The sequence below is a fragment of the Achromobacter sp. CSND-B12 genome (assembly GCF_052906545.1).
Genome location: NZ_JBREGJ010000001.1, coordinates 1657890 through 1684676, shown reverse-complemented (window position 1 = coordinate 1684676; position 26787 = coordinate 1657890). Strand labels below are relative to the sequence as shown.

At 68.8% G+C, this 26787-nt stretch carries 29 protein-coding genes; 18 read left to right on the top strand and 11 right to left on the bottom strand.

Translation table 11 applies throughout. From position 1 onward, the window contains the following. The first annotated feature begins 103 nt into the window (after positions 1–103). The 8 genes from phnG to ACUTAG_RS07770 all read left to right on the top strand — a co-directional run bounded on the left by phnG (position 104) and on the right by ACUTAG_RS07770 (position 6450). Entirely contained in the window at positions 104–574 is a 471-nt protein-coding gene (gene phnG / locus ACUTAG_RS07805) for a phosphonate C-P lyase system protein PhnG (protein WP_054438527.1), read from the top strand. Between the two features lies 1 nt (position 575). Beyond that, entirely contained in the window at positions 576–1193 is a 618-nt protein-coding gene (phnH, locus tag ACUTAG_RS07800) for a phosphonate C-P lyase system protein PhnH (protein WP_024070139.1), read from the top strand. Position 1194: 1 nt separating this feature from the next. Continuing rightward, positions 1195–2310: a carbon-phosphorus lyase complex subunit PhnI gene (locus ACUTAG_RS07795; protein WP_070541613.1), complete on the top strand. Its 1116-nt coding sequence runs from the start codon at positions 1195–1197 to the stop codon at positions 2308–2310. Further along, positions 2307–3197: an alpha-D-ribose 1-methylphosphonate 5-phosphate C-P-lyase PhnJ gene (locus ACUTAG_RS07790; RefSeq protein ID WP_024070138.1), complete on the top strand. Its 891-nt coding sequence runs from the start codon at positions 2307–2309 to the stop codon at positions 3195–3197. The genes ACUTAG_RS07795 and ACUTAG_RS07790 overlap by 4 nt, the downstream gene beginning before the upstream one ends. Beyond that, the gene (phnK, locus tag ACUTAG_RS07785) at positions 3194–3970 is read left to right on the top strand and encodes a phosphonate C-P lyase system protein PhnK (protein ID WP_006385564.1); all 777 of its coding nucleotides are present in this window, start codon (positions 3194–3196) and stop codon (positions 3968–3970) included. The genes ACUTAG_RS07790 and phnK overlap by 4 nt, the downstream gene beginning before the upstream one ends. A 2-nt stretch (positions 3971–3972) precedes the next feature. Next, entirely contained in the window at positions 3973–4689 is a 717-nt protein-coding gene (gene phnL, locus ACUTAG_RS07780) for a phosphonate C-P lyase system protein PhnL (RefSeq protein WP_026383179.1), read from the top strand. A 2-nt stretch (positions 4690–4691) separates the two neighbouring features. Next, positions 4692–5897: an alpha-D-ribose 1-methylphosphonate 5-triphosphate diphosphatase gene (locus tag ACUTAG_RS07775; RefSeq protein WP_049054883.1), complete on the top strand. Its 1206-nt coding sequence runs from the start codon at positions 4692–4694 to the stop codon at positions 5895–5897. Between the two features lie 118 nt (positions 5898–6015). Next, positions 6016–6450 carry a hypothetical protein gene (locus ACUTAG_RS07770; RefSeq protein ID WP_006385561.1) on the top strand — a complete coding sequence of 145 codons (435 nt, stop codon included), beginning with the start codon at positions 6016–6018 and terminating at the stop codon, positions 6448–6450. A 113-nt stretch (positions 6451–6563) separates the two neighbouring features. On the opposite strand, the gene ACUTAG_RS07765 is transcribed toward ACUTAG_RS07770, so the two are convergent. After that, on the bottom strand, positions 6564–7874 hold the full coding sequence (locus tag ACUTAG_RS07765) for a dicarboxylate/amino acid:cation symporter (RefSeq protein ID WP_006385560.1): 1311 nt from the start codon (positions 7872–7874) through the stop codon (positions 6564–6566). 333 nt (positions 7875–8207) lie between these two features. Here ACUTAG_RS07765 and ACUTAG_RS07760 point away from each other — a divergent pair, with 333 nt between their 5' ends. Together ACUTAG_RS07760 and fba are read left to right on the top strand one after the other, a co-directional pair. Continuing rightward, positions 8208–9107 (top strand): SMP-30/gluconolactonase/LRE family protein, encoded by a 900-nt coding sequence (locus ACUTAG_RS07760; protein ID WP_035181935.1) that lies wholly within the window; start codon positions 8208–8210, stop codon positions 9105–9107. A 173-nt stretch (positions 9108–9280) separates the two neighbouring features. Then, complete coding sequence (gene fba, locus ACUTAG_RS07755; RefSeq protein ID WP_006385558.1) at positions 9281–10345, top strand: class II fructose-bisphosphate aldolase; 1065 nt, start codon at positions 9281–9283, stop codon at positions 10343–10345. Positions 10346–10430: 85 nt separating this feature from the next. Here the strand turns inward: fba and ACUTAG_RS07750 are convergent, their stop codons facing one another. Next, positions 10431–10886, bottom strand: coding sequence for a GFA family protein (locus tag ACUTAG_RS07750; protein WP_020926728.1), 456 nt, complete (start codon positions 10884–10886; stop codon positions 10431–10433). A 172-nt stretch (positions 10887–11058) separates the two neighbouring features. Here ACUTAG_RS07750 and ACUTAG_RS07745 point away from each other — a divergent pair, with 172 nt between their 5' ends. From ACUTAG_RS07745 to ACUTAG_RS07720, 6 genes are all read left to right on the top strand, one after another. Next, positions 11059–11940 carry a phosphoribosylaminoimidazolesuccinocarboxamide synthase gene (locus ACUTAG_RS07745; protein WP_006385556.1) on the top strand — a complete coding sequence of 294 codons (882 nt, stop codon included), beginning with the start codon at positions 11059–11061 and terminating at the stop codon, positions 11938–11940. Between the two features lie 258 nt (positions 11941–12198). After that, positions 12199–12357 carry a DUF5993 family protein gene (locus ACUTAG_RS07740; protein ID WP_006385555.1) on the top strand — a complete coding sequence of 53 codons (159 nt, stop codon included), beginning with the start codon at positions 12199–12201 and terminating at the stop codon, positions 12355–12357. 10 nt (positions 12358–12367) lie between these two features. Next, a complete protein-coding gene (locus ACUTAG_RS07735) occupies positions 12368–12940 on the top strand; it encodes a disulfide bond formation protein B (RefSeq protein WP_020926730.1) in 573 nt (190 codons plus the stop codon). Between the two features lie 74 nt (positions 12941–13014). Next, positions 13015–13536 (top strand): 5-(carboxyamino)imidazole ribonucleotide mutase, encoded by a 522-nt coding sequence (gene purE / locus ACUTAG_RS07730; RefSeq protein ID WP_026383173.1) that lies wholly within the window; start codon positions 13015–13017, stop codon positions 13534–13536. A 5-nt stretch (positions 13537–13541) separates the two neighbouring features. After that, positions 13542–14732 carry a 5-(carboxyamino)imidazole ribonucleotide synthase gene (locus ACUTAG_RS07725; protein ID WP_006385552.1) on the top strand — a complete coding sequence of 397 codons (1191 nt, stop codon included), beginning with the start codon at positions 13542–13544 and terminating at the stop codon, positions 14730–14732. Between the two features lie 4 nt (positions 14733–14736). Next, on the top strand, positions 14737–15783 hold the full coding sequence (locus tag ACUTAG_RS07720) for an L-threonylcarbamoyladenylate synthase (RefSeq protein ID WP_006385551.1): 1047 nt from the start codon (positions 14737–14739) through the stop codon (positions 15781–15783). 16 nt (positions 15784–15799) lie between these two features. Here the strand turns inward: ACUTAG_RS07720 and ACUTAG_RS07715 are convergent, their stop codons facing one another. The 4 genes from ACUTAG_RS07715 to ACUTAG_RS07700 are packed head-to-tail and all read right to left on the bottom strand — an operon-like array spanning position 15800 to position 19019. Next, a complete protein-coding gene (locus ACUTAG_RS07715; protein WP_446650086.1) occupies positions 15800–16627 on the bottom strand; it encodes an IclR family transcriptional regulator domain-containing protein in 828 nt (275 codons plus the stop codon). Next, on the bottom strand, positions 16627–17268 hold the full coding sequence (locus ACUTAG_RS07710; RefSeq protein WP_006385549.1) for a 3-oxoacid CoA-transferase subunit B: 642 nt from the start codon (positions 17266–17268) through the stop codon (positions 16627–16629). The genes ACUTAG_RS07715 and ACUTAG_RS07710 overlap by 1 nt, the downstream gene beginning before the upstream one ends. Before the next feature lie 9 nt (positions 17269–17277). Continuing rightward, positions 17278–17958 carry a 3-oxoacid CoA-transferase subunit A gene (locus ACUTAG_RS07705; RefSeq protein ID WP_006385548.1) on the bottom strand — a complete coding sequence of 227 codons (681 nt, stop codon included), beginning with the start codon at positions 17956–17958 and terminating at the stop codon, positions 17278–17280. A 44-nt stretch (positions 17959–18002) separates the two neighbouring features. Next, positions 18003–19019 carry a Bug family tripartite tricarboxylate transporter substrate binding protein gene (locus ACUTAG_RS07700; RefSeq protein WP_006385547.1) on the bottom strand — a complete coding sequence of 339 codons (1017 nt, stop codon included), beginning with the start codon at positions 19017–19019 and terminating at the stop codon, positions 18003–18005. Positions 19020–19374: 355 nt separating this feature from the next. Here ACUTAG_RS07700 and ACUTAG_RS07695 point away from each other — a divergent pair, with 355 nt between their 5' ends. Together ACUTAG_RS07695 and ACUTAG_RS07690 are read left to right on the top strand one after the other, a co-directional pair. Then, positions 19375–20397 (top strand): amino acid ABC transporter substrate-binding protein, encoded by a 1023-nt coding sequence (locus ACUTAG_RS07695; RefSeq protein WP_006385546.1) that lies wholly within the window; start codon positions 19375–19377, stop codon positions 20395–20397. Between the two features lie 228 nt (positions 20398–20625). Continuing rightward, positions 20626–22182 carry an acetolactate synthase large subunit gene (locus ACUTAG_RS07690; RefSeq protein WP_006385545.1) on the top strand — a complete coding sequence of 519 codons (1557 nt, stop codon included), beginning with the start codon at positions 20626–20628 and terminating at the stop codon, positions 22180–22182. Between the two features lie 39 nt (positions 22183–22221). Here ACUTAG_RS07690 and ACUTAG_RS07685 read toward each other — a convergent pair whose 3' ends face one another. The 5 genes from ACUTAG_RS07685 to ACUTAG_RS07665 are packed head-to-tail and all read right to left on the bottom strand — an operon-like array spanning position 22222 to position 26786. Then, complete coding sequence (locus ACUTAG_RS07685; protein WP_006385544.1) at positions 22222–22932, bottom strand: ABC transporter ATP-binding protein; 711 nt, start codon at positions 22930–22932, stop codon at positions 22222–22224. Further along, positions 22920–23693, bottom strand: a complete 774-nt coding sequence (locus tag ACUTAG_RS07680) for an ABC transporter ATP-binding protein (protein ID WP_038504272.1) — start codon at positions 23691–23693, stop codon at positions 22920–22922. Before ACUTAG_RS07680 ends, ACUTAG_RS07685 begins: the two co-directional genes overlap by 13 nt. Further along, positions 23686–24726: a branched-chain amino acid ABC transporter permease gene (locus ACUTAG_RS07675; protein WP_052102912.1), complete on the bottom strand. Its 1041-nt coding sequence runs from the start codon at positions 24724–24726 to the stop codon at positions 23686–23688. The genes ACUTAG_RS07680 and ACUTAG_RS07675 overlap by 8 nt, the downstream gene beginning before the upstream one ends. 2 nt (positions 24727–24728) lie before the next feature. Next, complete coding sequence (locus ACUTAG_RS07670; protein WP_006385541.1) at positions 24729–25610, bottom strand: branched-chain amino acid ABC transporter permease; 882 nt, start codon at positions 25608–25610, stop codon at positions 24729–24731. A 15-nt stretch (positions 25611–25625) separates the two neighbouring features. Further along, the gene (locus ACUTAG_RS07665; RefSeq protein WP_006385540.1) at positions 25626–26786 is read right to left on the bottom strand and encodes an ABC transporter substrate-binding protein; all 1161 of its coding nucleotides are present in this window, start codon (positions 26784–26786) and stop codon (positions 25626–25628) included. Between the last annotated feature and the right edge of the window lies 1 nt (position 26787).

Genomic DNA, 26787 nt, shown 5'->3' with positions numbered 1-26787 from the left:
GCGTCCCTGCCGCAACTGTCATCAAAAATTCACGCCAGGCTGTTGAACTTGCTTCTGAACGCGATCATACTCCATCCAGTCGTCTAGACGTTTAGAGGAAATAATGGACCATCCACAAACAGCGCAGGGCGGAATCCAGGCGCAACGGACCGCCTGGATGCGGGTGTTGGCGCTGGCCGATCCGGCCATGCTGGAAGGGGCCTTCGGCTCGCTCGGCGGGCTGCCGCCGCACCAGATGCTGCGCCCGGCGCAGACCGGCATGGCCATGGTGCGGGCCCGCAGCGGCGGCACCGGGGCGCGTTTCAACCTGGGTGAAATGACGGTGACACGCTGCGCCGTCAGCCTGGACAACGGCGTGGTCGGCATCGCCTACGTGCAGGGCCGCTCGTTGCGCCATGCCGAGCAGGCCGCGGTGGCCGACGCGCTGCTGCAACTGCCCGACTGGCACGACACGGTGCAGGCGCAGCTGATCCAGCCGCTGGCGCGCGAACGCGCCGAGCGCATCGAGCGCCAGGCGCGCGTGGCGGCGCAGACCAAGGTCGAATTTTTCACGATGGTGCGAGGCGAGGACTGACATGCATCAAGAACTTCTTGGCGCCGCGGCCGCCAGCCGCCGGCTGCTGCCGGGCTTCGCGGATCCGGTGAACGATGCGCAGACCACCTTCCGCACCGCGCTCGATGCCATGGCGCATCCGGGCCGCGTGTACGACGTGGCCGCCACCTGCGGCGTGCCGGCCGGCCTGTCGCCGGCGCTGACCGCGCTGTTGCTGACGCTGGTGGACGTGGACACGCCGCTTTGGCTGCCGCAGGGCCTGGACGCCGGCGTGCTGGACTTCCTGCGCTTCCATTGCGCCTGCCCGGTGGTGCCGTCGGCCTCGCTGGCGCGCTTTGCCGTGGTGCCGGCCGGTAGCGCGGCGCCGACGCTGGCGTCCTGCCACCCGGGCGACCCGGCCTATCCGGACCTGTCCACCACGCTGCTGATCGAGGTCGCATCGCTGGACGCCGGCCCCGAGGTTTCGCTGGCCGGTCCCGGCATCCAGGGCCGCCAGGCGCTGCGCGCCGCCGGCCTGCCGGAAGGCTTCTGGCGCGACTGGCGCATCAACCATCAACGTTTCCCGCTGGGCGTCGACGTGTTCCTGACGCACGGACGGCAACTGTGCGCGCTGCCCCGCAGCACGCGCGTGGAGAGCTGACATGTACGTGGCCGTCAAAGGTGGCGAACGCGCCATCCTCAATTCCTACCGCATGCTGGACGACTACCGGCGCGGCGACCGGGCCTTGCCCGAACTGAGCCTGGACCAGATCCGCGAACAGTTGCCGCTGGCGGTGTCGCGCGTGATGGCGGAAGGCTCGCTCTACGATCCGCAACTGGCGGCGCTGGCGCTGAAACAGGCCGCCGGCGACGTGATCGAGGCGGTGTTCCTGCTGCGCGCCTATCGCACCACGCTGTCGCGCTATGGCTACACCCAGCCCATCGACACCGGCGCCATGCGCCTGCAACGCCGCATCTCGTCGACCTTCAAGGACGTGCCGGGCGGGCAGATTCTGGGGCCGACCTACGACTACACCCAGCGCCTGCTGGACTTCTCGCTGGAAGCCGAGCGCGAGGCCGACGCCCTGCCGGCGGCTGGCGAGCCGCTGGACAGCGCCATGCCGCGCGTGACGGACCTGCTGGCGCACGACGACCTGATCGACGCCGAGCCGGTGCCCGAAGGCGATCCCGAGCCCTTCGATCTGACGCGCCAGCCGCTGGACTTCCCGGCCTCGCGCGCGGCGCGCCTGCAGAACCTGGCGCGCGCCGACGAAGGCTTTCTCTTGTCGATGGGCTATTCCACGCAGCGCGGCTACGGCAACACGCATCCGTTCGCCGCCGAGATCCGCTACGGCTCCCTGGAAGTCGAGATGCACATCGAGGAACTGGGTTTCGCCGTGACGGTGGGCGAGATCGAGATCACCGAATGCCAGATGGTGAGCCAGTTCTCCGGCAATGCCGAGGAAGGCCCCAAGTTCACCCGCGGCTATGGCCTGACCTTCGGCTACGGCGAACGCAAGGCCATGTCGATGGCGCTGGTGGACCGCGCCCTGAAGGCGCGCGACCTGGGTGAACGCGCCGATGCGCCGGCCAACGACCATGAGTTCGTGCTGTACCACAGCGACAACGTCGAGGCCTCCGGCTTCGTGCAGCACTTGAAGCTGCCGCACTACGTGGACTTCCAGGCCAACCTGGAACTGCTGCGCCGCCTGCGCGCCGAACGCGCCGCGCCGGCCCCCGAGACCACCCGCCAGCTGGACGAGGCCGTTGCCCCATGAAAACTTCCCATACTCCCGGCGCCGCGGTCGAACGCGACGACCACTACAACTTCGCCTACCTCGACGAGTCCACCAAGCGCATGCTGCGCCGCGCGCTGCTCAAGGCGGTGGCGATTCCCGGCTACCAGGTGCCGTTCGGCAGCCGCGAGATGCCGCTGCCCTACGGCTGGGGCACGGGCGGCATCCAGGTGACCGCGTCGATCATCGGCCCGGGCGACGTGCTCAAGGTGATCGACCAGGGCTCGGACGACACCACCAACGCCATCAACATCCGCCGCTTCTTCGGCCGCGTGACCGGCGTGGCCACCACCGAATCGACCCGCGACGCCAGCATCGTGCAGACGCGCCACCGCATTCCGGAAACGCCGCTGCGGGCCGACCAGATCATGGTGTTCCAGGTGCCGATCCCCGAGCCGCTGCGCTGGCTCGAACCGAGCGAGACCGAGACCCGCACCATGCACGCGCTGGCCGAATACGGCGGCATGCACGTCAAGCTGTACGAGGACATCGCCCAGCACGGCCACATCGCCACCACCTACGACTATCCCGTGATCGTCAACGACCGCTACATGATGCGGCCGTCGCCGATCCCGAAGTTCGACAACCCCAAGCTCGACAACAGCCCGGCGCTGATGCTGTTCGGCGCGGGCCGCGAGAAGCGGGTCTATGCGGTGCCGCCGTACACCCGGGTCAAGAGCCTGGACTTCGAGGACCATCCCTTCACCGTGGAGAAGTGGTCGGAATGCTGCGACCTGTGCGGCTCGCGCGACAGCTTCCTGGACGAGATCATCCTGGACGACGCCGGCACGCGCCGCTTCGTCTGCTCCGATACCGAATACTGCAACGACCGCCAGGCCGCGCAAGCCGAAAAGGAAGCCACCGCATGAACGCCCAACCCTTGCTTTCCGTGCGCGGCATGACGCGCACCTGGGACGGCGTGCACGGTTGCCGCAACGTCAGTTTCGACCTGTTCCCCGGCGAGGTGCTGTGCGTGGTGGGCGAATCCGGTTCCGGCAAGAGCACGCTGCTGTCGGCCGTGTCGTACCAGACCGCGCCCGACGCCGGCAGCGTCTGGTACGACACCCGCGACCAGGGCTTCACCGACCTGGCCGCGCTGTCCGGCGCGCGCCTGCGGCTGCTGGCCCGCACCGACTGGGGCTTCGTGCGCCAGAACGCCCGCGACGGCCTGCGCATGCAGGTCAGCGCCGGCGCCAACATCGCCGAGCGCCTGATGGCGGTGGGCGACCGCCACTACGGCGAGTTGCGCCAGGCCGCGGGCAGCTGGCTGCAAAAGATGGAGATCGACGCCGGCCGCCTGGACGACGCGCCGGCCTCGTTCTCCGGCGGCATGCAGCAGCGCCTGCAGATCGCCCGCAATCTGGTGACCCATCCGCGCCTGGTGTTCATGGACGAGCCGACCGCGTCGCTCGACGTGTCGGTGCAGGCGCGCCTGCTGGACCTGCTGCGCCAGCTGGTGACCGACCTGGGCCTGGCCGCGATCGTGGTGACGCACGACCTGGCGGTGGCGCGCCTGCTGGCGCACCGCACCCTGGTGATGCGCGGCGGCGAGGTGGTCGAAAGCGGCCTGACCGACCAGATCCTCGACGACCCGCAGCATCCCTACACCCAGTTGCTGGTGTCTTCCATTTTGCAGAGCTGACCATGACCGTTGCGACTCCCATGATCGAGGTGCGGGGCCTCGGAAAGATGTTCACCCTGCACAACCAGGGCGGCATTCGCCTGCCGGTGCTGGAGGCGGTCGATTTCGACGCCGCCGCCGGCGACTGCCTGGTGCTGGCGGGCCCCTCGGGCACCGGCAAGAGCACCTTGCTGCGCTGCCTTTACGGCAACTACCTGGCCACCGAAGGCAGCATCCGCGTGCGCGCCGGGGACGACTGGGTCGAACTGGTCGGCGCGCCCGAGCAGCGCATCCTGGCGCTGCGGCGCGACGTCATCGGCTACGTCAGCCAGTTCCTGCGGGTGATCCCGCGCGTGTCGGCGCTGGACGTGGTGGCCGAGCCGCTGCGCATGGCCGGCATCGACGCCGGCGAGGCGCGCGAGCGCGCCGCCGCCATGCTGCGCCGCCTGAACGTGCCGCAGCGGCTGTGGGGGCTGGCGCCCGCCACCTTCTCGGGCGGCGAACAGCAACGGGTCAACATTGCCCGCGGCTTCATCGCCCGGCATCCCATCCTGCTGCTGGACGAGCCGACCGCGTCGCTGGATCCGGACAACCGCGCGGTGGTGGTGGCGCTGATCCGCGAAGCGCGCGCCGCCGGCCGCTGCCTGCTGGGCATCTTCCACGATGAAGAAGTGCGCGACGCGGTGGCGTCGCGGGTCCTGGCCCTGCGTCCCGCGCAGGCCGCCGTCGAATTGGAGTGAGCATGACCAGCACCTACCTGACCCACGCCCGCGTCGTCTTGCCCGACCGCGTGCTGGAAGACAGCGCCGTCCTGATCGAGGATGGCGTCATCGCCGCCATCGCGCCCGATGGCGCCGCGGCCGACCGCGAGATCGACCTGCGCGGCCTGACGCTGGTGCCGGGCCTGGTCGACCTGCATTGCGATGCCATCGAAAAGGAAGCCGAGCCGCGCTCGAAAGTGCTGTTCCCGCTGGATTTCGCGGTGGCGCAGGTGGATCGCCGCAACGCCGCGGCCGGCATCACCACGCCCTACCATGCGCTGTCGTTCGCCAACAGCGAATGGGGCGTGCGCAACAACGACACCGCCGCGCAGGTGGTGCGCAGCGTGCGCGCCTTCCGCCAGCACAGCCTGGTCGACAACCGCGTGCACTGCCGCTACGAAGTGACCGACGCCACCTCGGTGCCAGTGTTGCGGCAGCTGATGGACGAGGGCGCGGTGGACCTGCTTTCGGTGATGGACCATTCGCCGGGCCAGGGCCAGTTCAAGACGCTGGAGTCATACCTGCAATACATGATCGGCAACCACGCCATGAGCCGCGAGCAGGCCGAGGAGGCCGCGCATGCCAAGGCGCGCGCCAAGGATGGCGCGGTGCAGCGTGTGGAAACGCTGCTGGCGCATGCGCGCGACCGGGGCATCCCCACCGCCAGCCATGACGACGATTCGATCCATCGCATCGCCACCATGCGCAACCTGGGCGTGGCGATGAGCGAGTTTCCGATCACGCTCGATACCGCCCGCGCCGCGGTTTCCTGCGGCCTGCCCACCATCCTGGGCGCGCCCAACGTGCTGCGCGGCAAGAGCCAGAGCGGTTCGATGCGCGCCATCGACGCGATCCGCGCGGGCGTGGCCAGCTGCCTGTGCTCGGACTACCAGCCCTCGACCCTGATCGCCGCGGCCTTCGCGGTGACGGCGCAGACCGACCTGACGCTGCCGCAGGCGATTGCGCTGGTGACGGCGAATCCGGCCGACGCCTGCGGCCTGGCCGATCGCGGCCGCATCGCGGTGGGCCAGCGCGCCGACCTGGTGGCCGTGGCGCAGGTTGGCGCGTTGCCGCTCATCAGCCATACCTGGAGCGCCGGCCGCCTGGTGTTCTCGACCCACTATGCGCCGGCGCGCGCGCCGACGCCCGCGCGCGCGGCCGAGGCCGACGGCCTGGTGGCGGCCTGAGGAAACCGCCAGACCTTGTCGCCGGACAAGCGGGCGGCACGCGCATCTGGTTAAATGGGCGGACGAGGACGCCGCCAGCGGGCGAGCGGCCCGTCTGCCTTATTTTCCGGAGCGCGTGATGGCACGATTCAATTTCACCCAGGACCCCGAAGAACCCGATCTCTGGGCCGCCGAAAACGTGCCCGTGGGCGAGGGGCGTCCGCCCATCCACGTCATGGTGCAGACCGACGGCGAGGAGCCCTCCGGCGCGGCGTCCAAGGTGGTCAAGGCCATCATCGACAATCTCGATGAGCAGGTCCTGGCCGCGGCCGACTTCCTGCTGGACAACTACTCGTACGAACACTACAAGAAGCTCGGCATCGAGGACGACCAACTGCTGGGCGAGGAAACCGCCGAGGCGATGGCCGGGAAGGCCGTGCTGCGCGCCCTCTGGCTGTTCGACGAGGACGGCGACGGCTATGAACTGTGGTTCACGCTGCCCTGGGACCCGGTGCACACCTACGACGTGGAATTCGAGGACGGCGCGCCGGTGTCGTGTTCGGTCAACGACTGAATCCACGCGGCGGCCCCAGGCGGGCCGCGGGATCGGCCGACTCATGAAAAACGGGCCCCGCATTCATCGCGGGGCCCGTGCTTGCGGTTCTGGAACGAGTCGGCGCGCCTGGCTCAGGCCTCGCGGGAGGCCGTGCGCGGCGGCGCTGAAACCGCGCCGGTGGCAGTGTCGGCGGCGGCATCGGCGGCCGCCAGGTCCTCTTCCTTGCCTTCCATCTTGGCGATGACGGCGGTGGCCAGGCTGTTGCCGACGACGTTGGTGGCGGTGCGGCCCATGTCGAAGAACTGGTCGATGCCCATGATCAGCAGCAGGCCGGCCTCGGGCAGGTGGAACATCGGCAGCGTCGCCGCCACCACCACCAGCGAGGCGCGCGCCACGCCCGCCATGCCCTTGCTGGTCACCATCAGCACCAGCAGCAGCGTCAGTTGCTGCGAGAAGCTCATCTCGATGTTGTACGCCTGCGCGATGAACAGCACCGCGAACGACTGGTACATCATCGAGCCGTCCAGGTTGAACGAGTAGCCCAGCGGCAGCACGAAACCCGAAATGCGCTTGGACACGCCGAAACGCTCCAGCGCCTCGATGGTCTTGGGATAGGCCGATTCGCTGCTGGCGGTCGAGAAGGCCAGCAGGGTCGGTTCCTTGATCAGGCCGCCCAGGCGGAAGGTCGAACGGCCCAGGAACAGGTAGCCCACGCCGAACAGGATGGCCCACAGCAGCGCCAGCCCCAGGTAGAACTCGCCGATCAGCTTGCCGTAGCTGACCAGCACGCCCAGGCCTTCGGTGGTGATGGCGGCGGCCATGGCGGCGAACACGCCCAGCGGCGCGAAGCGCATCACGTAGTCGGTGACGCGGAACATGATCTTGGCCAGCTCGTCGATCATGTTGTAGATGGTGTTGTGGCCCTTGCCGCGGATGAACGACAGCGCCGCGCCGAAGAACAGCGAGAACACCAGGATCTGCAGGATCTCGTTGTTGGCCATGGCTTCGGCAATGCTCTTGGGGAACACGTGCGCGATGAAGGCCTTGAGGGTGAAGTCGCCGGTCTTCAGGCCGGCCGTGGCGGCCGCGTCGGGCAGCGCCAGGTTCAGGTGCGCGCCGGGCTGGAAGATGTTGACCAGCGCCAGGCCCAGCAGCAGCGAGATGGCAGAGGCCGCGATGAACCAGAACATGGCGCGCAGGCCGATGCGGCCGACGGCGCTGGCATCGCTCATGCTGGCCAGGCCGGACACCAGGGTGGCGAATACCAGGGGCGCGATGATCATCTTGATCATGCGCAGGAAGATGTCGGTGATCAGGCTGAAGTACGAGGCGATTTCCTTGGCCTCTTGCGCGTTCTGCGCGTACTTGTTGCAGAAATAGCCCACCACGACGCCCAGCACCATGGCGATGCCGATGTAACGCGTCAGCTTCTTTGTATTCATCTTCAAAAACAGGAAAACGGGGATCGTCGCGGTCGGCCCGGGGGAAGGCCTTACCCGCCGGCATGGGGCGGGGCGGATCGGTCCAATGACGGATATGCCGGAGGGCAACCGGCGCGGGTTAACCCTTGGGGCGCGATGTTAACGCCGTCAACCTGACAGTTAGTTGTCAGGTTGGGGACGGGTCAACCCCGACTGCCGCCGCGCCGGCCTCATGACAAAATGGCCTGGCCCCGGGACGCCCAGGCGCTGCCCGGGGCGGGCGCCATCCATACAGATATTGGGCCAGCCAGGCCCGCCGTCACCAATAAGGAGAAAGCCGTGGGAGACAAAGCCATGCCGCAACGCGAATTGTCCGTGCTGGCCTCGGGGTACACCTTCCTGGAGGGACTGCGCTGGCGCGACGGGCGCCTGTGGGCATCGGACTTCTATACAGGCAAGGTCATCGCCGTCGACCTGGAGGGTCGGGCGGAAGTCATCTGCCGCGTCCTGGAGCAGCCGTCCGGCCTGGGGTGGCTGCCGGACGGACGCCTGCTGATTTCCTCCATGAAGGACCGCAAGCTGCTGCGGCGCGAGCCCGACGGCCGGCTGGTCACGCATTGCGACCTGTCCGCCCTGACCGGCGGACCGGTCAACGACATGGTGGTCGACGAGCTGGGCCGCGCCTACGTGGGCAATTTCGGTTTCGACCTGATGGCTGGCGAGCCTTTCGCCACCACCACCCTGGTGCGGGTGGATCCGGACGGGGTGGCCCAGGTGGTGGCGGACGGATTGTGGTTTCCCAACGGTTCCTTCATCACCCCCGACGGCAAGACCCTGATCGTCAACGAGACCTTCGGCAACCGGATCTCGGAATTCGACATCCTGGCGGACGGGGCGCTGGGGCCGCGGCGCGACTGGGCCCACTTCGGCGCCCTGCCGGAGTCGGACGACCTGTCGGTGCTGATCGAAGCGTCGGCCATCGGGCCGGACGGCGGCGCGCTGGACGCCGAGGGCGCGCTGTGGGTGGCCGACGCGATCGGCAAGCGCATCGTGCGGCTGGCGCGCGGCGGCGAGATTCTGGAACAAATCGATACCGGCGAACTGGGCATCTTTGCGGCGGCGCTGGGCGGGCCGGACGGCAAGACGCTGTTCATGGCGGCGGCGCCCGATTTCATCGAGGCCAACCGCCGCGCCCGGCCCGAAGGGCGGATCCTGGTGACGCGGGTGGACGTGCCGCGCGCCGGCCGCCCCTAACGGCGGGCCTGCTTATGGGGGAGGCGCCCGGCCGCGGCTCGGGCGGCCGGTTTAGTCCTGGCGGATAGGGATACCCGTCGTTTCAAGACCTTTCTTCGAATCCCCCGTAAAATCTCACCATTCCGCTTGATTTCAACCATCTTTCAATCGACAGTACCTAAGGAGGACCACTCATGGCCCTAGTCTCCATGCGCCAGTTGCTCGACCACGCCGCCGAGCACGGCTACGGCATCCCGGCATTCAACGTCAACAACCTGGAACAGGTCCAGGCCATCATGGAAGCCGCGGCGGAGACCGACAGCCCGGTGATCATGCAGGCCTCGGCCGGCGCCCGCAAGTACGCCGGCGAAGGCTTCCTGAAGCACCTGATCCAGGCCGCCGTGGAGTCCTACCCGCACATCCCCGTGGTCATGCACCAGGACCACGGCCAGTCGCCCAAGGTCTGCCAGGGCGCCATCGACCTGGGCTTTTCCAGCGTCATGATGGACGGCTCGCTCAAGGAAGACGGCAAGACCATCGCCGACTACGACTACAACGTCGAGGTCACCAAGAAGGTGGTGGACGTGGCCCACAAGCTGGGCGTGACGGTCGAAGGCGAACTGGGCTGCCTGGGCTCGCTCGAAACCATGCAGGGCGACAAGGAAGACGGCCACGGCGCCGACGGCAAGCTGACCATGGACCAGCTGCTGACCGACCCGGAGCAGGCCGCCGACTTCGTGCGCCGCACCCAGCTCGACGCCCTGGCGATCGCCATCGGCACCAGCCACGGCGCCTACAAGTTCACGCGCAAGCCCACCGGCGACATCCTGTCGATCGCCCGCATCAAGGAAATCCACGCCCGCCTGCCCAACACCCACCTGGTGATGCACGGCAGCTCCAGCGTGCCGCAGGAACTGCTGGCCGAGATCCGTGAATTCGGCGGCAACATGAAGGAAACCTACGGCGTGCCGGTCGAGGAAATCCAGGAAGCCATCAAGTACGGCGTGCGCAAGATCAATATCGACACCGACATCCGTCTGGCCATGACCGGCGCCATCCGCCGCTTCTTCGCCGAGAACCCCGAGAAATTCGACCCGCGCGAATACCTGAAGCCGGCCCGCGCCGCCGCCAAGGCGATCTGTGTGGCTCGCTACACCGAGTTCGGCACCGCCGGCAACGCCAGCAAGATCAAGGCGCTGCCGCTGACCGAGATCGCCGCCCAGTACGCCTCGGGCAAGCTGACCCAGGTGGTGCAGTAAGCCGCCGGCCGCCTTCCCCGGAAGGCGGGCAGCAAAAAGGCGGACCCTGGCGGGTCCGCCTTTTTTTCTTTGCGCGCCGGCCCTGTCAGGCGGGCGGGGCGTTGCGGGGGAAATGCGGCACGGTCCTGTCCACGTGGTGCCAGGACGGGGCCGAGTCCGTCCACATGGTGACGCGGGTGTGGAAGGCCTCGGGGTCGTCCAGCGAACCGGCCCGAACCACCTCGTAGCCCATGCCGTCCGAGCCGCCGAACAGCGGCGTGCCGCAGTCGGCACAGAAGCTGCGCATCACGGTGTGGCCGGAATCGCCCTGGTAGCGGTGCTCGCGCGCCTTGCCGCGCAGCAGGGTGACCGAGCCGGCCGGCAGGATCAGCGCGTGGGCCGGCGCGCCGCCGCTGGAATACTGGCAATCGCGGCAATGACAGGTGGCCGCCATGATCGGCTCTTCGGTCACCGCGTAGCGCACCGCGCCGCATTGGCAGCCGCCGGTCAGGTGGACCTGCGCGTCGGCGTGCGGCGGGCGTTTCTGGGTTGCATCCTGCATACGACTCTGTCTCCTCCAGGGGTAAAGGGGGCGCCGTGACGCGGTGCGCGGCCGGCGCATTTTTTGGAATCCGGCCAGACTAACCCGGGGCCCGCCGCGCGGCAAGACGGGGCTATTTGCAGTAACCTATGCGCTTTGCGCGACCCCCATTTTTGCCATAGGCCATTTTTCCGTGACTTCTGCTTTGCATCAATCCAGCATCAAGTCCTTGCCGCTGCTGGGCCGCGGTAAGGTCCGCGACATGTACGCGGTGGGCGACGACAAGTTGCTGATCGTCGCGTCGGACCGCATCTCGGCGTTCGACGTCATCCTCGACGATCCCATTCCCGGCAAGGGGCAGGTGCTGACCGAACTGACCGAGTTCTGGCTGCAGAAGCTGGCCCACATCCTGCCGAACCACTCCACCGGCATCAAGGCCGAAGACGTGGTGGCGCCCGACGAAGTCGACCAGGTGCGCGGCCGCGCCGTGGTGGTCAAGCGCCTCAAGCCGATCCTGGTGGAAGCGGTGGCCCGCGGCTACCTGATCGGTTCCGGCTGGAAGGATTACCAGGCCACCGGCGCCGTCTGCGGCATCAAGCTGCCCGCCGGCCTGCAGCAGGCCAGCCAGCTGCCCGAGCCGATCTTCACGCCGGCGGCCAAGGCCGAATTCGGCATGCACGACGAAAACGTCGATTTCGCGCATGTGGTCAAGGAAGTCGGCCAGGAAATGGCCGAGCGCATCCGCGACGTCACGCTCAAGCTGTATGCCGAGGCGGCCCGCTTCGCCGCCACCAAGGGCATCATCATCGCCGACACCAAGTTCGAGTTCGGCCTGGACGACGACGGCACGCTGTACCTGATGGACGAAGTGCTGACGCCCGACTCCTCGCGCTTCTGGCCGGCCGACGGCTACCGCGTCGGCATCAGCCCGCCTTCGTTCGACAAGCAGTTCGTGCGCGACTGGCTCGAGACCCAGACCTGGGACAAGACCCCGCCGGCGCCGCGCCTGCCGCAGGACGTGCTGGAAAAGACGGCCGCCAAGTATCGCGAAGCGCTCGACCGCCTGGTGGCCTGACGCGCCGCCCATTCGAAAGACCGCCCGAAAGACCGCCCGATCGCCGGGCGGTTTTTTTTGCCCGGCGCAGACCGTTCGTCAGGGTAATCCCTGTTTTTCGGTAAGAATTATTGCGTATTGTTACGTTATACTCGCCGGCAACTTGCAACAGGAAGCCGTCGGCGCGCCCGCGCGGCTTTCTCTCTGTCAACTTGCCGGACGCGGCCCGCAGCCGCCGCCTGGGCCTGAACGCCCACCGGATGCAGAAAGGAGCTGCGCATGATCATGATGTTGCCTTTCCTGACCGGACTGGTCGCCGTCTGGTTCGGCCTGCTGGGCAAGCGCCGTCCCTGCGTCGCTTTCTGGCTGATCACCCTGGCGGTGTTCGCCGCCTGGTGCCAGTTCCACATGACCAGCCCGCTGGCGTTGTCGCTGTAGGCCCGCCGACATGATCTTTTCCCGCAATCCCGCGCGCGGCTCGCGCGTGCTCAACGCCCTGGCCCTGCTGGGCGTGACCGCCATCCTCGGGCTGGCCTTCGCCTGGCAATTCGCCTACGACGAATTGCCGTGCCCGCTCTGCCTGCTGCAACGCGTGGCCTTCATGCTGGCCGGGGTGGGGCTGTTGCTGAACCTGCGGCTGGGCCCGTCCCCCATGCACTACGCCATGACCATTGCCGCCTCGCTGGGCGGCATGGTGGCGTCGGGCCGCCAGGTGCTGTTGCACATCGCCCCGGGCGATGCCGGCTACGGCACGCCGTTCCTGGGCCTGCACTTCTATACCTGGGCCTTCATCGCCTTCGGCGTCCTGATCGTGTTCTGCGTGCTGATGCTGTCGGTGGACCGCAAATGGGGCGACAACATGCTCAAGCGGCCGGTGTCGGTGCTGGGCGTGGTCATCATGGCCCTGTTTTTCATCATGGTGCTCGCCAACCTGGGCAGCACCACGCTGCAATGCGGTTTCGGGCCCTGCCCGGACAATCCCGCCGGGTATCTCTGGCTGGGTTCGGGCAATACGCCATAGGGGTGGCGCCGGCGCCGGGTAAAATACCGGGTTTCGCGGCACGGCCGCGGCCTTTCAACGACTCGACACCGGTTATGACAGCCAAGACTTCCGCAGCGGCAGACGCCACCCCCGTGGTGGGCGTGATTATGGGTTCTTCCAGCGATTGGGAGGTCATGAAGCACGCCGTCACCATGCTCGAAGACTTCGGCGTGCCGTACGAGGCGCGCGTGATTTCCGCGCACCGCATGCCGCAGGACATGGCCGAGTACGGCGCCGCCGCGTTTGATCGCGGCTTGCGCGGCATCATCGCCGGCGCCGGCGGCGCGGCCCACCTGCCGGGCATGATGGCGGCCCTGACCGAAGTGCCGGTGTTCGGCGTGCCGGTGCCGTCCAAGTACCTGCGCGGCGAGGATTCGCTGCTGTCCATCGTGCAGATGCCCAAGGGCGTGCCGGTGGCCACGTTCGCCATCGGCGAGGCCGGCGCCGCCAACGCCGCGCTGCACCTGATCGCCACGCTGGCGGGCACCGATGCCGGCCTGCACAAGAAGCTGGTGGCATTCCGCGCGCGCCAGACGCAGGCCGCGCGCGACATGAAGGTTCCGCCCGAGGCCTGACCCCCATGACGCAATCGACTGCTTTCACCATTGCCCCCGGCGGCTGGCTCGGCCTGCTGGGCGGCGGCCAGCTGGGCCGCATGTTCTGCCACGCGGCGCAAAGCCTGGGCTACAAGGTCGCGGTGCTGGACCCGGCCGCCGAATGCCCGGCGGGCATGGTGGCGGACCTGCACATCCAGGCCGCCTATGACGATGAAGACGGCTTGGCGCGCCTGGCGCAGACCTGTCAGGCCGTCACCACCGAATTCGAGAACGTGCCGGCCGACAGCCTGCGCGCGCTGGCGGCGCGTTGCCGCGTCAGCCCGGCCGCCGACGCGGTCGCCATCGTGCAGGACCGCATCGCCGAGAAGGCCTTCATCGCCAGCCAGGGCATCCCGGTCGCGCCGCACGCCGCCATCCGCAGCGAGGCCGACCTGCGCGCCGCGCCCGACAGCCTGTTCCCCGGCATCCTGAAGGTCGCGCGCCTGGGCTACGACGGCAAGGGCCAGGCCCGCATCGATTCGCGCGAGGCCGCGCTGGCCGCGTTCGCCGAGTTCGGCGGGGTGGCCTGCGTGCTGGAAGCGCTGATGCCGCTGGACTATGAGATCTCGGTCGTGATCGCGCGCGGTTTCGACGGCGCCAGCGTGGTGTTCCCGGTGGCGCGCAACGTGCACCGCGACGGCATCCTGGCCGTGTCGACGGCGGCGCCGGTCAAGCTTGACGCCGCCCACGCCGAACGCCAGGCGCAGGCCACCGCGGCCGCGCAGGCCATCGCGCAGGGCCTGGGCTACCACGGCGTGCTGTGCGTGGAATTCTTCGTGCTCCAGGACGGCAGCCTGATCGTCAACGAGATCGCGCCGCGTCCGCACAACAGCGGCCACTACACCATGGACGCCTGCGTCACCAGCCAGTTCGAGCAGCAGGCGCGCGCCATGGCCGGCCTGCCGCTGGGCAGCACCGACCTGCTGGCGCCGGCCGTGATGCTGAACCTGCTGGGCGACATCTGGTATCCGTCGGCTACCGGCGACACGCAGCGCGAGCCCGACTGGGCCGCCGCGCTGGCGGTGCCCACGGCCAAGCTGCACCTGTACGGCAAGCGCGAAGCGCGCCGCGGCCGCAAGATGGGCCACGTCACCATCGTCGCGCCGACGCTGCAACAGGCCCAGGCCGACGCGGCGCGTGTCGCCGCCGCGCTGGGCATGCAGGCGCCCGAGTAACGCCATGTCCGCTTCGTCCGTCTCCGCCAGCGCCGCGGACATCGCCGACGCCGCCCGGCGCCTCTTGGCCGGCGAGCTGGTCGCGTTCCCGACCGAAACCGTCTACGGCCTGGGCGCGGACGCCGAGAACCCGCGGGCGGTGGGCAGCATCTACGCCGCCAAGGGCCGGCCGTCGAACCACCCGGTGATCGTGCACATCGCGCCGCAGGGCGACCTGTCGTACTGGGCGGCCGAGGTGCCGCCCGAGGCGCGCCTGTTGATCGACGCCTTCTGGCCCGGTCCGCTGACGCTGATCCTCAAGCGCGCGCCGCATATCGCCGACACGGTCAGCGGCGGCCAGGACAGCATCGGCATCCGCTGCCCCTCGCATCCGGTGGCGCAGGCGCTGCTGGCGGCGTTCGCGGCCGGCAAGCCGAACGGGCAGGGCGGCGTGGCCGCGCCGTCGGCCAACAAGTTCGGCCAGGTTTCGCCGACCCGCGCCGACCACGTGCGCGGTGAATTTCCCGACGAGGTCGCGGCCGGCATGCCGGTGCTGGAAGGCGGCGCCTCCGAGGTCGGCATCGAATCCACCATCCTGGACCTGTCGCGCCTGGATCGCGGCGCCGGCCCGGTGCTGCTGCGCCCGGGCCACATCAGCGCGGCGCAGATCGAGGCCGTGCTGGGCGTGCAGGTGTTCGCGCCCGACGCCGCCGCGCCGCGCGCCTCGGGCACGCTGAAGGCGCACTATGCGCCGCGCACCGCGCTGGAACTGGCGTCCGACGCGCGCCTGCAAGCCGCGCTGCAGGGCCGCGGCCTGCCGCCGGGCAAGGTCGTGGTGGTGGCCTACGCACCGCCGCCCGCGGCCTGCGACACGCGCATCCAGTGGCAGCAGGTGCCGGCCGATCCGGCGCGCTATGCCCAGGCGCTGTATGCCTTGCTGCGCGACCTGGATGGCCAGGGCTTCGCGCGCATCATCGTGCAGGCGCCGCCGGACAGCGAGGCCTGGCACGCGGTCAACGACCGCATCGGCCGCGCCGCCGCCGCGTTCACGCTGGATACGACCGACCTCTAGGACGGCGGGCGGCGGCTCAGGCCGCCAGGAATTCCCCGATCCTGGCCACCGCCTGGCGCATCGGCGCCAGGAACTCCCCCGTCAGCCGCTCCAGCGGCACCCGCGCCGCCTTGACGCTGACGTTGACCGCGCCGCAGGCCTTGCCGCTGGCCGAGCGCACCGGCACCGAGATGGCGCGCACATTCAATTCCAGTTCCTGGTCGACCACCGCGTAGTCCTGCTCGCGGATGCGCGCCAGCTCGGCCCGCAGGCGCGCCTCGGTGGTGATGGTGAACTCGGTGTAGGGCTGCAGTTCGATGGCGGCGAAGTAGCGCGCCAGCGCCGGCTCGGACAGCTGCGCCAGCAGCACGCGGCCGATCGACGTGCAGTAGGCCGGCGGCCGGCTGCCCAGCCCCATCGAGGTGGCCAGCAGCCGGTTCACTTCCGAGCGCGCCAGGTACAGCATCTCGTGCCCTTCCATGATGGCCAGCGCGCAGGTCTCGTTGACCGTGGCGCTCAGTTCCTCCAGCACCGGTTGCGCCAGCGAGACGAACGGCGTCGACGAGAAGTAGGCGTAGCCCAGCCCCAGGATGCGCGGGGTCAGGATGTACTGGCGGCCATGCTGCTCGGCGATGCCGAGCAGGATCAGGGTGTGCAGGCAGCGCTGCACCACCGCGCGCGGCAGGCCGGCGCGGCGCGCCAGCTCGGCCGCCGTCTGCGGATGGCGGCGCGTGCCGAAGGCACGGATCACGTGCAGGCCGCGCGCCAGCGTCAGCATGTAGTCGGGATCACCGCGCAGCTGGTCGGGGTGGTCCTCGGGGGCGAGGGGCGCGGCGTAGCCGGGCGGGGGAAGGTTGGGCAGCATCAGCCTGCGCGCAGCGGCGCGCCGGTGCGCGCCTGCAGCGCTGTCAATGTCATGCCGTCGATCATATCCCGGACCCGCAGGCCGTCGGGCGTGACGTCGATCACGGCCAGGTCGGTGTAGATGCGGTCGACCACGCCGGCGCCGGTCAGCGGGTAGGTGCAGCGCTCGACGATCTTGGGCGAGCCGTCCTTGCTGTTGTGTTCCATCAGGATGTAGACGCTGCGCGCGCCCACCGCCAGGTCCATGGCGCCGCCCACGGCCGGCGCTTCGCCCGGCTTGTTGAGGGACCAGTTGGCCAGGTCGCCGTTGGCCGCGACCTGCATGCCGCCCATGACGCAGATGTCCAGGTGGCCGCCGCGCATCATGGCGAAGGAATCGGCGTGGTGGAAATAGGCGCCGCCTTCGAGCAGCGTCACCGGCTGCTTGCCGGCGTTGATCAGGTCCAGGTCGATGTCGTCCTCGGCCGGCGGCGGGCCCATGCCGAGAATGCCGTTTTCACTGTGCAGCACGATTTCGCGGCCGGCGGGCAAATGGGCGGCCACCAGCACCGGCATGCCGATGCCCAGGTTGACGTAGCTGCCGTCGGGAATGTCCTGGGCCAGGCGCCGCGCCATGGCTTCGCGGGTAAGGGGAGTGGGCATGGGAATCCTTCAGCTGGAGAACGCGGAGTGGGCCACCTGGGTGACGCGCTTGACGAAGATGCCCGGCGTCACCACGGCCTCGGGCGACAGCTCGCCCAACGCCACCTTGGCGCGCACCTGCACGATGGTGGTCTTCGCGGCCATGCACATGATGGGGCCGAAGTTGCGGGCGCTCTTGCGGTAGGTCAGGTTGCCCCAGCGGTCGGCCAGATCGGCCTTGACCAGGGCGAAGTCGCCGTGCAGCGGCGTCTCGAATACATGGCCGCGGCCATCGATGATGCGGGTTTCCTTGCCGGCGGCCAGTTCGGTGCCGTAGGCCGTGGGGGTGAAGAAGCCGCCCAGGCCGGCGCCGGCGGCACGCAGCCGTTCGGCGATGGTGCCCTGCGGCACGCATTCGAGCTCGATGCCGCCGCGCCGGTACAGGTCGTCGAAGACCCACGAATGCGAGGCCTTGGGAAACGAGCAGATCACCTTGCGCACCCGGCCGGCCTTTATCAGGGCCGCCAGGCCGGTCTCGTGGTTGCCTGCATTGTTGCTGACCACGGTGAGTTCGCGCGCGCCCTGCTCGATCAGGGCGTGCAGCAGTTCGGTGGGCATGCCGGCGCCGCCGAAGCCGCTGACCAGCACGGTGGCGCCGTCGTGGATGTCGGCCACGGCGGCCGCGGGAGTGTCGATGAACTTGTCGATCATGGTTGTTGCTTCCGATGGGGCGCGCGCGGCGCGCCCCGTGTTGCTCAATCCACCGTGATGCGGGCCTGCTGGATGATCCCGGCGTAGCGCGCCGAGTCCTGCTTCATCAGTTCGGCGAACTGCGCGGAGGTGCCGCTGGCCGGCAGGAAGCCGGCATCCAGGAACTTCTGGCGCACGTCCGGTTCCTGCACGATTTCGCTGATCTCGCGCGCCATGCGTTCGATGATCGGCCTGGGCGTGTTGGCCGGCGCCATCAGGCCGGCCCAGGAGCCGGTGACGAAGCCCGGCATGCCGGCCTCTTCCATGGTCGGAATCGACGGCTCGGTGGGCCAGCGCTGCTTGCCGGTGAAGCCCAGCGCCTTCAGGCGGTTCTGCTTGACGTACTGCATCGGCACCAGGATCGGGTCGAACACCATCGACACCCGGCCGCCCAGCAGGTCGGTCAGGATCGGCGCGCTGCCCTTGTAGGCCACGTGCGTCATGGTGATCTTGTTGCGCAGCGCGAAGTCGGCGCCGGTCAGGTGCGCGCTGGAACCGTTGCCGCTGGAGGCATAGGTGAGCTTGTCGGGATGCTTGCGGGCGTATTCCACCAGCTCGGCCACGCTGTTGACGGGCAGGTCCTGCGAGACGAACAGGAACAGCGGCAGGTCGGCCATCTGCGCCACCGGCGTCAGGTCCTCGGGCTTGTAGCCCAGCTTGTAGAGGTGGAAGTTGATGATGTAGGCCGGCAGGATCGACAGGAAGGTGTAGCCGTCCGGGTCGGCCTTGGCCGCGATCGCCGAGCCCACGCTGCTGTTGGCGCCCGGGCGGTTTTCGACAATGATGGTCTGCTTCAGGCGCGGGCCGAGCTTTTCCATCACGATGCGGGTGACGATGTCGGTGGAGCCGCCCGGCGTGTAGGGCACGATGATCTTGATGGGTTTGCTGGGCCAGTCATCCGCCTGGGCGGGGCCGGCGGCCAGGCCGAGGGCGGCCAGGGCGGTGCACAACAGGGTCTTGAGGGCGTGGCGGCGATACCTTGCCGCGAGGCTGCGGAGCTGCGGTTTCCTTGCGAGTGCCATGGATTTGTCTCCTCCATGAATCGGCCGAATGCCGGCGCGCGTCCCGCGGTTTTTGTTGTGGCGCGGCCGGTTTTTCTGTGGGTTGGTGATCGCGCCGTCCAGCGGACAGGGCGCGAAAAAAGTATGGCACGCAGGGCCGCGCCAACCGGGGCGCACAGCTGCCAATAAAGTTCGATCACCGGACTTCCTGCGCTCGTCCGCATCCATTTGCTACTCGGGTTTCCACTAGGCCGGTGTGCGTTGTTCACGCCGTGGACATGGCGTAATCTGGCGGCCGGCCCGCAAAGCATGGGCTTGGTTTCAGCCGCCGCGGGCCTACAGGCCGGCGCGGGCATCTAATTCAGGAGAAGCAATAATGAAGCGGTTGATTTCGTTTGCTGCCGGCGCGCTTGCCCTGGCGTGCGCATCCCAGGCGGCGGTGGCCGGCCCCACGCTGGATGCGGTCAAGAAGAAGGGTTACGTGCAGTGCGGCCTGACCGACGGCGTTTCGGGCTTCTCGGCCACCAACAGCAAGGGCGAATGGGAAGGCATGGATGTGGACATCTGCCGCGCCGTCGCCGCCGCCGTGTTCGGCGACCCGACCAAGTTCAAGGGCACCGCGCTGTCGACCCAGCAACGCTTCACCGCGCTGCAATCGGGCGAAGTCGACGTGCTGCTGCGCACCGTCACCCTGACGCAGACGCGCGACACCTCGCTGGGCCTGTCGGCCGTGGCGGCCAGCTTCTATGACGGCCAGGGCATCCTGGTGAACAAGAAGCTGGGCGTGAAAAGCGCCAAGGAACTGAACGGCGCCACCGTCTGCGTGCAGCCGGGCACCACCACCGAACTGAACCTGGCCGACTGGTTCCGCGCCAACAATATCGAATTCAAGCCGGTCGTGATCGACAAGGTCACCGAAGTCGTGCGCGCCTTCGAATCGGGCCGTTGCGACGCCTTCACCGACGACGCCTCGCAACTGGCCGCGGTGCGCGCCACGCAGGTCGCCAAGCCGGACGACTACGAGATTCTGCCGGAGCGCTTCTCCAAGGAGCCGCTCGGCCCCATGGTGCGCCAGGGCGACGAGAACTGGCTGGGCATCGTCCGCTGGACGCTGTTCGCGCTGCTGGAAGCCGAGGAATACGGCATCACGCAGAAGAACGTGGACGAGATGCTCAAGAGCAACAACCCCAACATCTCGCGCATCCTGGGCGTGACGCCGGGCGCTGGCAAGAACATGGGCCTGGACGAGAAGTGGGCCTACAACGCCATCAAGGCCGTGGGCAACTACAGCGAAGTGTTCGAGCGCAACGTCGGCAAGGACAGCAAGCTGGGCCTGCAACGCGGCACCAACGCGTTGTGGAGCAAGGGCGGCGCGATGTATCCGTGGCCGATCCGCTGAACGTGACGGCATGAGCCCGGAACGGCCCGCGCAAGCGGGCCGTTCTGTTTTCGGCGCTTGCCGGCGCCGCGGGCGCCCTGGAAATTCCGGCTGCCGGAACCCCTGAAATGGTTCCATGCCGGGCGCCGCAAATGGCTCTAGCCGGTTTGCGTTACCCTCCCTATGATTGCCGGGGAAGGGCGCGCAGCCGCTTGCGCCCGCCCGATACAAAACAACCAGGGAAACACGATGAACGGCGCTGATAGTCTTTGCGATACCCTTCTGGCCAATGATGTGGACGTCTGCTTCGCCAACCCGGGCACGTCCGAGATGCACTTCGTCGCGGCGCTGGATCGCAAACCGAAGATGCGCTGCGTGCTGGGCCTGTTCGAAGGCGTGGTGACGGGCGCGGCCGACGGCTATGCGCGCATGGCCGACAAGCCGGCCGCCACGCTGCTGCACCTGGGCCCGGGCCTGGGCAACGGCCTGGCCAACCTGCACAACGCCAAGCGCGCGCGCACGCCGATGGTCAACATCGTCGGCGACCACGCCACCTATCACGTGCAATACGACGCGCCGCTGACCAGCGACGTCGAAGGCGTGGCGCGCCCCATGTCGCATTGGGTCAAGCGCGGCATGTCGGCCGAATCGATGTCGGCCGACGCCGCCGAGGCCATCGCCGTGGCGCGCCGCCATCCGGGCAACATCGCCACCCTGATCCTGCCGGCCAACTCCGCCTGGACCGAGCTGCCTGCCGACTCCCAGGTGGTCAAAGTGGTCGATGAAGCCGTGCCGCACACCACCATCGAGGCCGTGCGCGCCGCCGCCAAGGCGATCCGTTCCGGCGAAGTCACCACGCTGATGCTGGGCAGCACCGCGCTGCGCCAGCGCGCGCTCGACGCCGCCGGCCGCATCGCGCGCGCCACCGGCGTGCGGCTGCTGTCCGAAACCTCCAACCGCCGCATCGAGCGCGGCGGCGACCGCACGCCGGTGGACCGGCTGCCCTATCCGATCGACCTGGCCGTGGCCAAGCTCAAGGACGTGCGCCACCTGGTGCTGGTCGGCGCCAAGGCGCCGGTGGGCTTTTTCGCCTATCCCGGCAAGCCCAGCCTGCTGGCGCCCGAGGACTGCGAGAAGATCGTGCTGGCCACCGTCGAGCAGGACCTGGCGCACGCGCTGGAATGGCTGGCCGACGAACTCGGCATCGCCGCCGACGCGCCGCGCCTGGCCGCGCCGGCGCCGGCCTACGAGGTGCCGGCCAGCGGCAAGCTGACCGGCGCCGCCGTCAACATCCTGGTGGCGCATCACCTGCCCGACAACGCCATCGTCTGCGACGAGTCCATCACCCAGGGCCGCGAATTCCCGATCTACAGCGCCAGCAGCGCGCCGCACGACTGGCTGATGCTGACCGGCGGCGCCATCGGCATCGGCCTGCCGCTGGCGGCCGGCGCGGCGGTGGCCTGCCCGGACCGCAAGGTCATCACCCTGCAGGCCGATGGCAGCGGCATGTACACCTTGCAGGCGCTGTGGACGCAGGCGCGCGAAAACCTGGACTGCCTGACGGTGATCCTGGCCAACCGTTCCTACGCCACGCTGCACGGCGAGATGAAGAACGTGGGCGTGCAGGAGCCGGGCCGCAACGCGCGCCGCATGCTCGACCTGGAAGAGCCGTACCTGGACTGGACTCACCTGGCACGCGGCATGGGCGTGGAGGCGGTCAGCGTCGATACCGTGGAAGGCTTCGCTCGCGCCTTGCAGGACGGCCTGAAGCGCCGCGGCCCGTTCCTGATCGAAGCGCTGATCTGACGCTTTTGCCCCGTGCTGCAAGGAGCAGGCGCGGGGCGATCAGACGCCCAGGTAGCGCGTCAGTTGTTCCGGCGCGGCGGCCAGCGCCGCGCTGTCGCCGTCGCGCACGATCAATCCCTTTTCCATCACCAGGCAGCGGTCGGTGTGCGCCAGCACGGCGCGGTAGTTGCGGTCGACGATCAGCGTCGACATGCCGGTGGCGCAGATCTGCCGGATGATCTTCCAGATCTCGGCCACGATCAGCGGCGCCAGGCCTTCGGTGGCTTCGTCCAGGATCAGCAGGTCGGGGTTGGTCATCAGCGCCCGGCCGATCGCCAGCATCTGCTGTTCGCCGCCCGACAACTGCTGGCCGCCATGGCCCAGCCGTTCCGTCAGGCGCGGGAAGGTCTCCAGCACCCGCGCATAGGTCCAGTCGCGCCGCCCCTGTTCGCCGGCGCGCGCCGCCACCAGCAGGTTCTCGCGCACGCTCAGGTTGGGGAAGATGCCGCGGCCTTCGGGTACGTAGGCCACGCCCAGTTGCGCGATCGCGTGCGGCCTTGCGCGGGTGCAGTCGGCGCCGCGCACCGCCACGCGGCCCTGGGCGCTGCGCACCTGGCCGACCAGGCTGCGGATCAGCGTGGTCTTGCCCATGCCGTTGCGGCCCACCAGTCCGACGGACTCGCCGGCGCCGATGCACAGGCCGACGCCGCGCAGCACGTGGCTGGCGCCGTAGTACACGTGCAGGCCGTCGGCCTCGATCAGTGCGCGCATGTGAAGTCTCCGTCCAGGTCTTCGCCCAGGTAGGCGGTGCGCACCTCGGCATTGGCGCGGATCCGCGCTGGATCGCCGCTGGCGATGCTGCTGCCGTTGACCATCACGGTGATGGTGTCGGCGATGCGGAACACCGCGTCCATGTCGTGCTCCACCAGCAGGATGGCGTGGCTGGCCTTGAGTGTCTGCAGCAGCGCCAGGATGCGGTCGGTTTCCTCCGGGCCCATGCCGGCCAGCGGTTCGTCCAGCAGCAGCACCTGCGGTTCGCCGGCCAGGCACATGGCGATCTCGAGCTGGCGCTTGCGGCCATGCGGCAGCAGGCCCGCCGGCCGCGCGGCGTCGGCCGCCAGGCCGGTGCGCTCCAGCGCCTGCGCGGCCAGGTCGGCGCTGACCGCGCAGGCCGAGGCCGGCCGCCACCAGTGCCAGAAGCGCTGGCGCCGCGCCTGCGCCGCCAGCCGGCAGTTCTCGAACACGCTCAGTTCGGGAAACAGGGTCGAGCGCTGGTAGCTTCGGCCCAGGCCGGCGCGGGCGCGCTCGGGCTGGCCCCAGGCGGTGATGTCGCGCCCGCCCAGCGACACCTGGCCGCTGCTGGGCGCGAGTTCGCCGGACAGGATGTTGATCAGGGTCGACTTGCCCGCGCCATTGGTGCCGATGACGGCATGCACTTCGCCGCGTTGCAATGCCAGCGACACCCCGTTGACGGCGGTCAGGCCGCCGAAGCGCCGGGTGACCGCGTCGGCGGTCAGCAGGGGATCAGGCATGAGGCTCTCCTTGGATCGGCAGGGGCAGCGGCTTGGCGGCGGGCGATGCGGCCGGCGCGTTCGGAGCGTGGCGCGCGCGACGCTGGCGCCACTGCGCCGGCAGGCCGGCCAGGCCGTCGGGCAGCAGCGCCACCAGCGCGATGATGGCCAGGCCCAGCGGCAGATGCCAATGGCGCGCGTAGTCGCCGAACAGCGCCTGCGACTGGAACAGCTCCTGCAACAGCACCAGCGTGGCCGTGCCCAGTACCGCGCCGCCCAGGCTGCCCATGCCGCCCAGGATCACCATCAGCAGCACCAGCCCCGATTGTTCCCAGGCCAGCAGCTCGGGCGTGACGAAGCCGTCCTTGAGCGCGAACAGGAAGCCGGCCAGGCCGGCCAGCGCGGCGCCGATGACGTAGGCCGCCAGTTTGTAGGGATAGGTGGAATAGCCGGCCGCCCGCATGCGCTGTTCGTTGATGCGGATGCCGGCCAGCGCCGCGCCGAACGGCGAGCGCCGCAGCAGGGCCAGGAAGCCCCAGGTCAGCGCCAGGCAGGCCAGCACGAAGAAGTAATAGGCATTGCCCTGGTCCAGGTCGAACGGCAGCCAGCCGCCGATCTCGGCCCGCGGCCGGAAATACAGGTAGATGCCGTCGCTGCCGCCGCCGACCTTGGTGTCATGGAACACGTAGTACGCCATCTGCGCGAAGGCCAGCGTCACCATGATGAAGTACACGCCGCGCGTGCGCAGCGCCAGCGCGCCGGTCAGCGCGGCGTAGGCGGCCGCGGCCAGCAGCGCCGCCGGCAGCAGCCACCACAGGCTGGCCGCTTCCGAGGACGGCGACAGCAGCGCGGCGGCATAGGCGCCGATGCCGAAGAACGCCGCATGGCCCAGGCTGACCAGCCCCGCGCCGCCCACCAGCAATTGCAGGCTGAGCGCGAACACCGCGTAGATCATGATCTTCACGGCCAGGCCGGTGTAGTAGTCGCTGCCGCTCCAGGCGAAGGCGGCCAGCGCCAGCAGGGTCGCGACGGGCAGGAGTCGATTCACATTCATGGTCAGCCCTGTTTGAACAGCCCTTCGGGCTTGCACAGCAGAATCGCGGCCATCAGCACGTACACCAGCACGCCCGCCGCGGCGGGGAACAGCACCTGGCCGAAGGTCTCGACCACGCCCACCAGCATCGCCGCCAGGAACGCGCCGCGGATCGAGCCGATGCCGCCGATCACCACCACCACGAAACAGATGATCAGCACGCCGTTGCCCATGCCGGGATATACGGACGACACCGGCGCGGCGATGCTGCCGGCCAGCGCCGCCAGCGCCACGCCGGCGGCGAACACCAGCCGGTACAGCTTGTTGACGTCGATGCCCAGCGACCCGGTCATCTCGCGGTTGCTGGCGCCGGCGCGCAGCATCATGCCCAGCCGCGTGCGCGCGATGACCCAATACAGCAGCAGCGCCACCGCGATGCCCACCGCCGAGATGAACAGCCGGTACACCGGGTAGGTCATCACGTCGCCCAGCGCGATGCTGCCCTGCAGCCAGGACGGCAGCGGCACGCCGTGCACGTCGTTGCCCACCAGGATGCTGCGCAGTTCCTCGAACACCAGGATCAGGCCGTAGGTCATCAGCACCTGCTGCAGGTGGTTGCGGCGGTACAGGTAGCTGAAGAACGCCGCCTCCAGCAGATAGCCGAGCGCGGCCGCGGCCAGCACGCACACCGCCAGGGTGGCGACGAAGCCGCCGCCGAGCCAGCGGTCCACCGCCGGCCCCAGCGCGAACGCCATGTAGGCGCCGATCATGTAGAAGCTGCCGTGCGCCAGGTTGATGATCCCCATGATGCCGAAGATCAGCGTGAGCCCGCTGGCCACCAGGAACAGCAACAAGCCGTACTGGAAGGCGTTCAGGCTCTGGATGAGCAGGATGCCGAGGTCCATGGGGACTCTCCGGTCCTAGAGCTTGCAGCCGCGGGCCGGGTCGGCCAGCTTGCGCACGGCCACGTCGACCACCTTGTTCTCCAGGCCGTCGACGCGGCGCAGGTAGATGTCCTGCACCGGGTTGCCGGCCTTGGACAGCGTGAACGCGCCGCGCGGGCTATCGACCGTGGCGCCGCGCATGGCTTCGCGGAATTCGGCCTTCTTGCCGAAGTCGCCCTTGACCGCCGCCAGCCCCGACTGCATCAGTTGCGCGGCGTCGTAGCCTTGTACCGCGTAGACGTCAGGCTGCATGTTGTAGGTCTTGCCGTAGTCGGCGCGGAAGGCGTTGTCGCGCGGCGTGTTAAGGCCGTCGGCATAGTGCAGGGTGGTCAGCAGCCCCTGCGCCGACGCGCCCTGCGCCTGCAGCGTGCCGTCGGTGAGAAAGCCCGAGCCGTACAGCGGGATGGTCTTGTCCAGTCCCGCGGCGTGATAGTCCTGCACGAATTTCACCGCGCCGCCGCCGGCGAAGAAAGTGAACACCATATCGGGCTTGAGCGCGGCGATCTCGGTCAGGAGCGACTGGAATTCGACGTTGGGGAAGGGCAGGCTCAGTTCCTTGACCACCTTGCCGCCGGCCTGCTCGAAGCCTTCCTTGAAGCCGCCGATGGCCTCGTCGCCGGCCGCGTACTTCCAGGTGATGGTGACCGCCGTCTTGTGGCCGCGCGCCTTGGCCACCGGGCCCATGGCGTAGGCCGGCTGCCAGTTGGTGAACGAGGTGCGGAAGATGCCGGGGCCGCACAGCGGGCCGGTGATGGCGTTGGCGCCGGCGTTGGTCACGATCAGGGTGGTGTCGGCGTCCTTGGCGGCCTTGGCCAGCGCCATCGCCACGCCCGAGTGCACGGTGCCGATCAGCACGTCGACCTGGTCGCGCTTGATCAGGCGGTTGGCGTTCTCGGCGGCCTTGGACGGATTGGATTCGTCGTCCACCTTGAAGTATTCGATTTCGCGCCCGCCGAGCTTGCCGCCCTGCTCGGCCACATACAGCTTGAAGCCGTTCTCGATGGCGTTGCCGAGCGCGGCGTAGGTGCCGCTGTAGGGCAGCATGAAACCGACTTTGAGCTTGTCGGCGGCCAGGGCGCCGCTTGCGGCCAGCATCAGCGCCGCGCCTAGCGCGGCCCGGGTCAGGGCGTGGGTCATG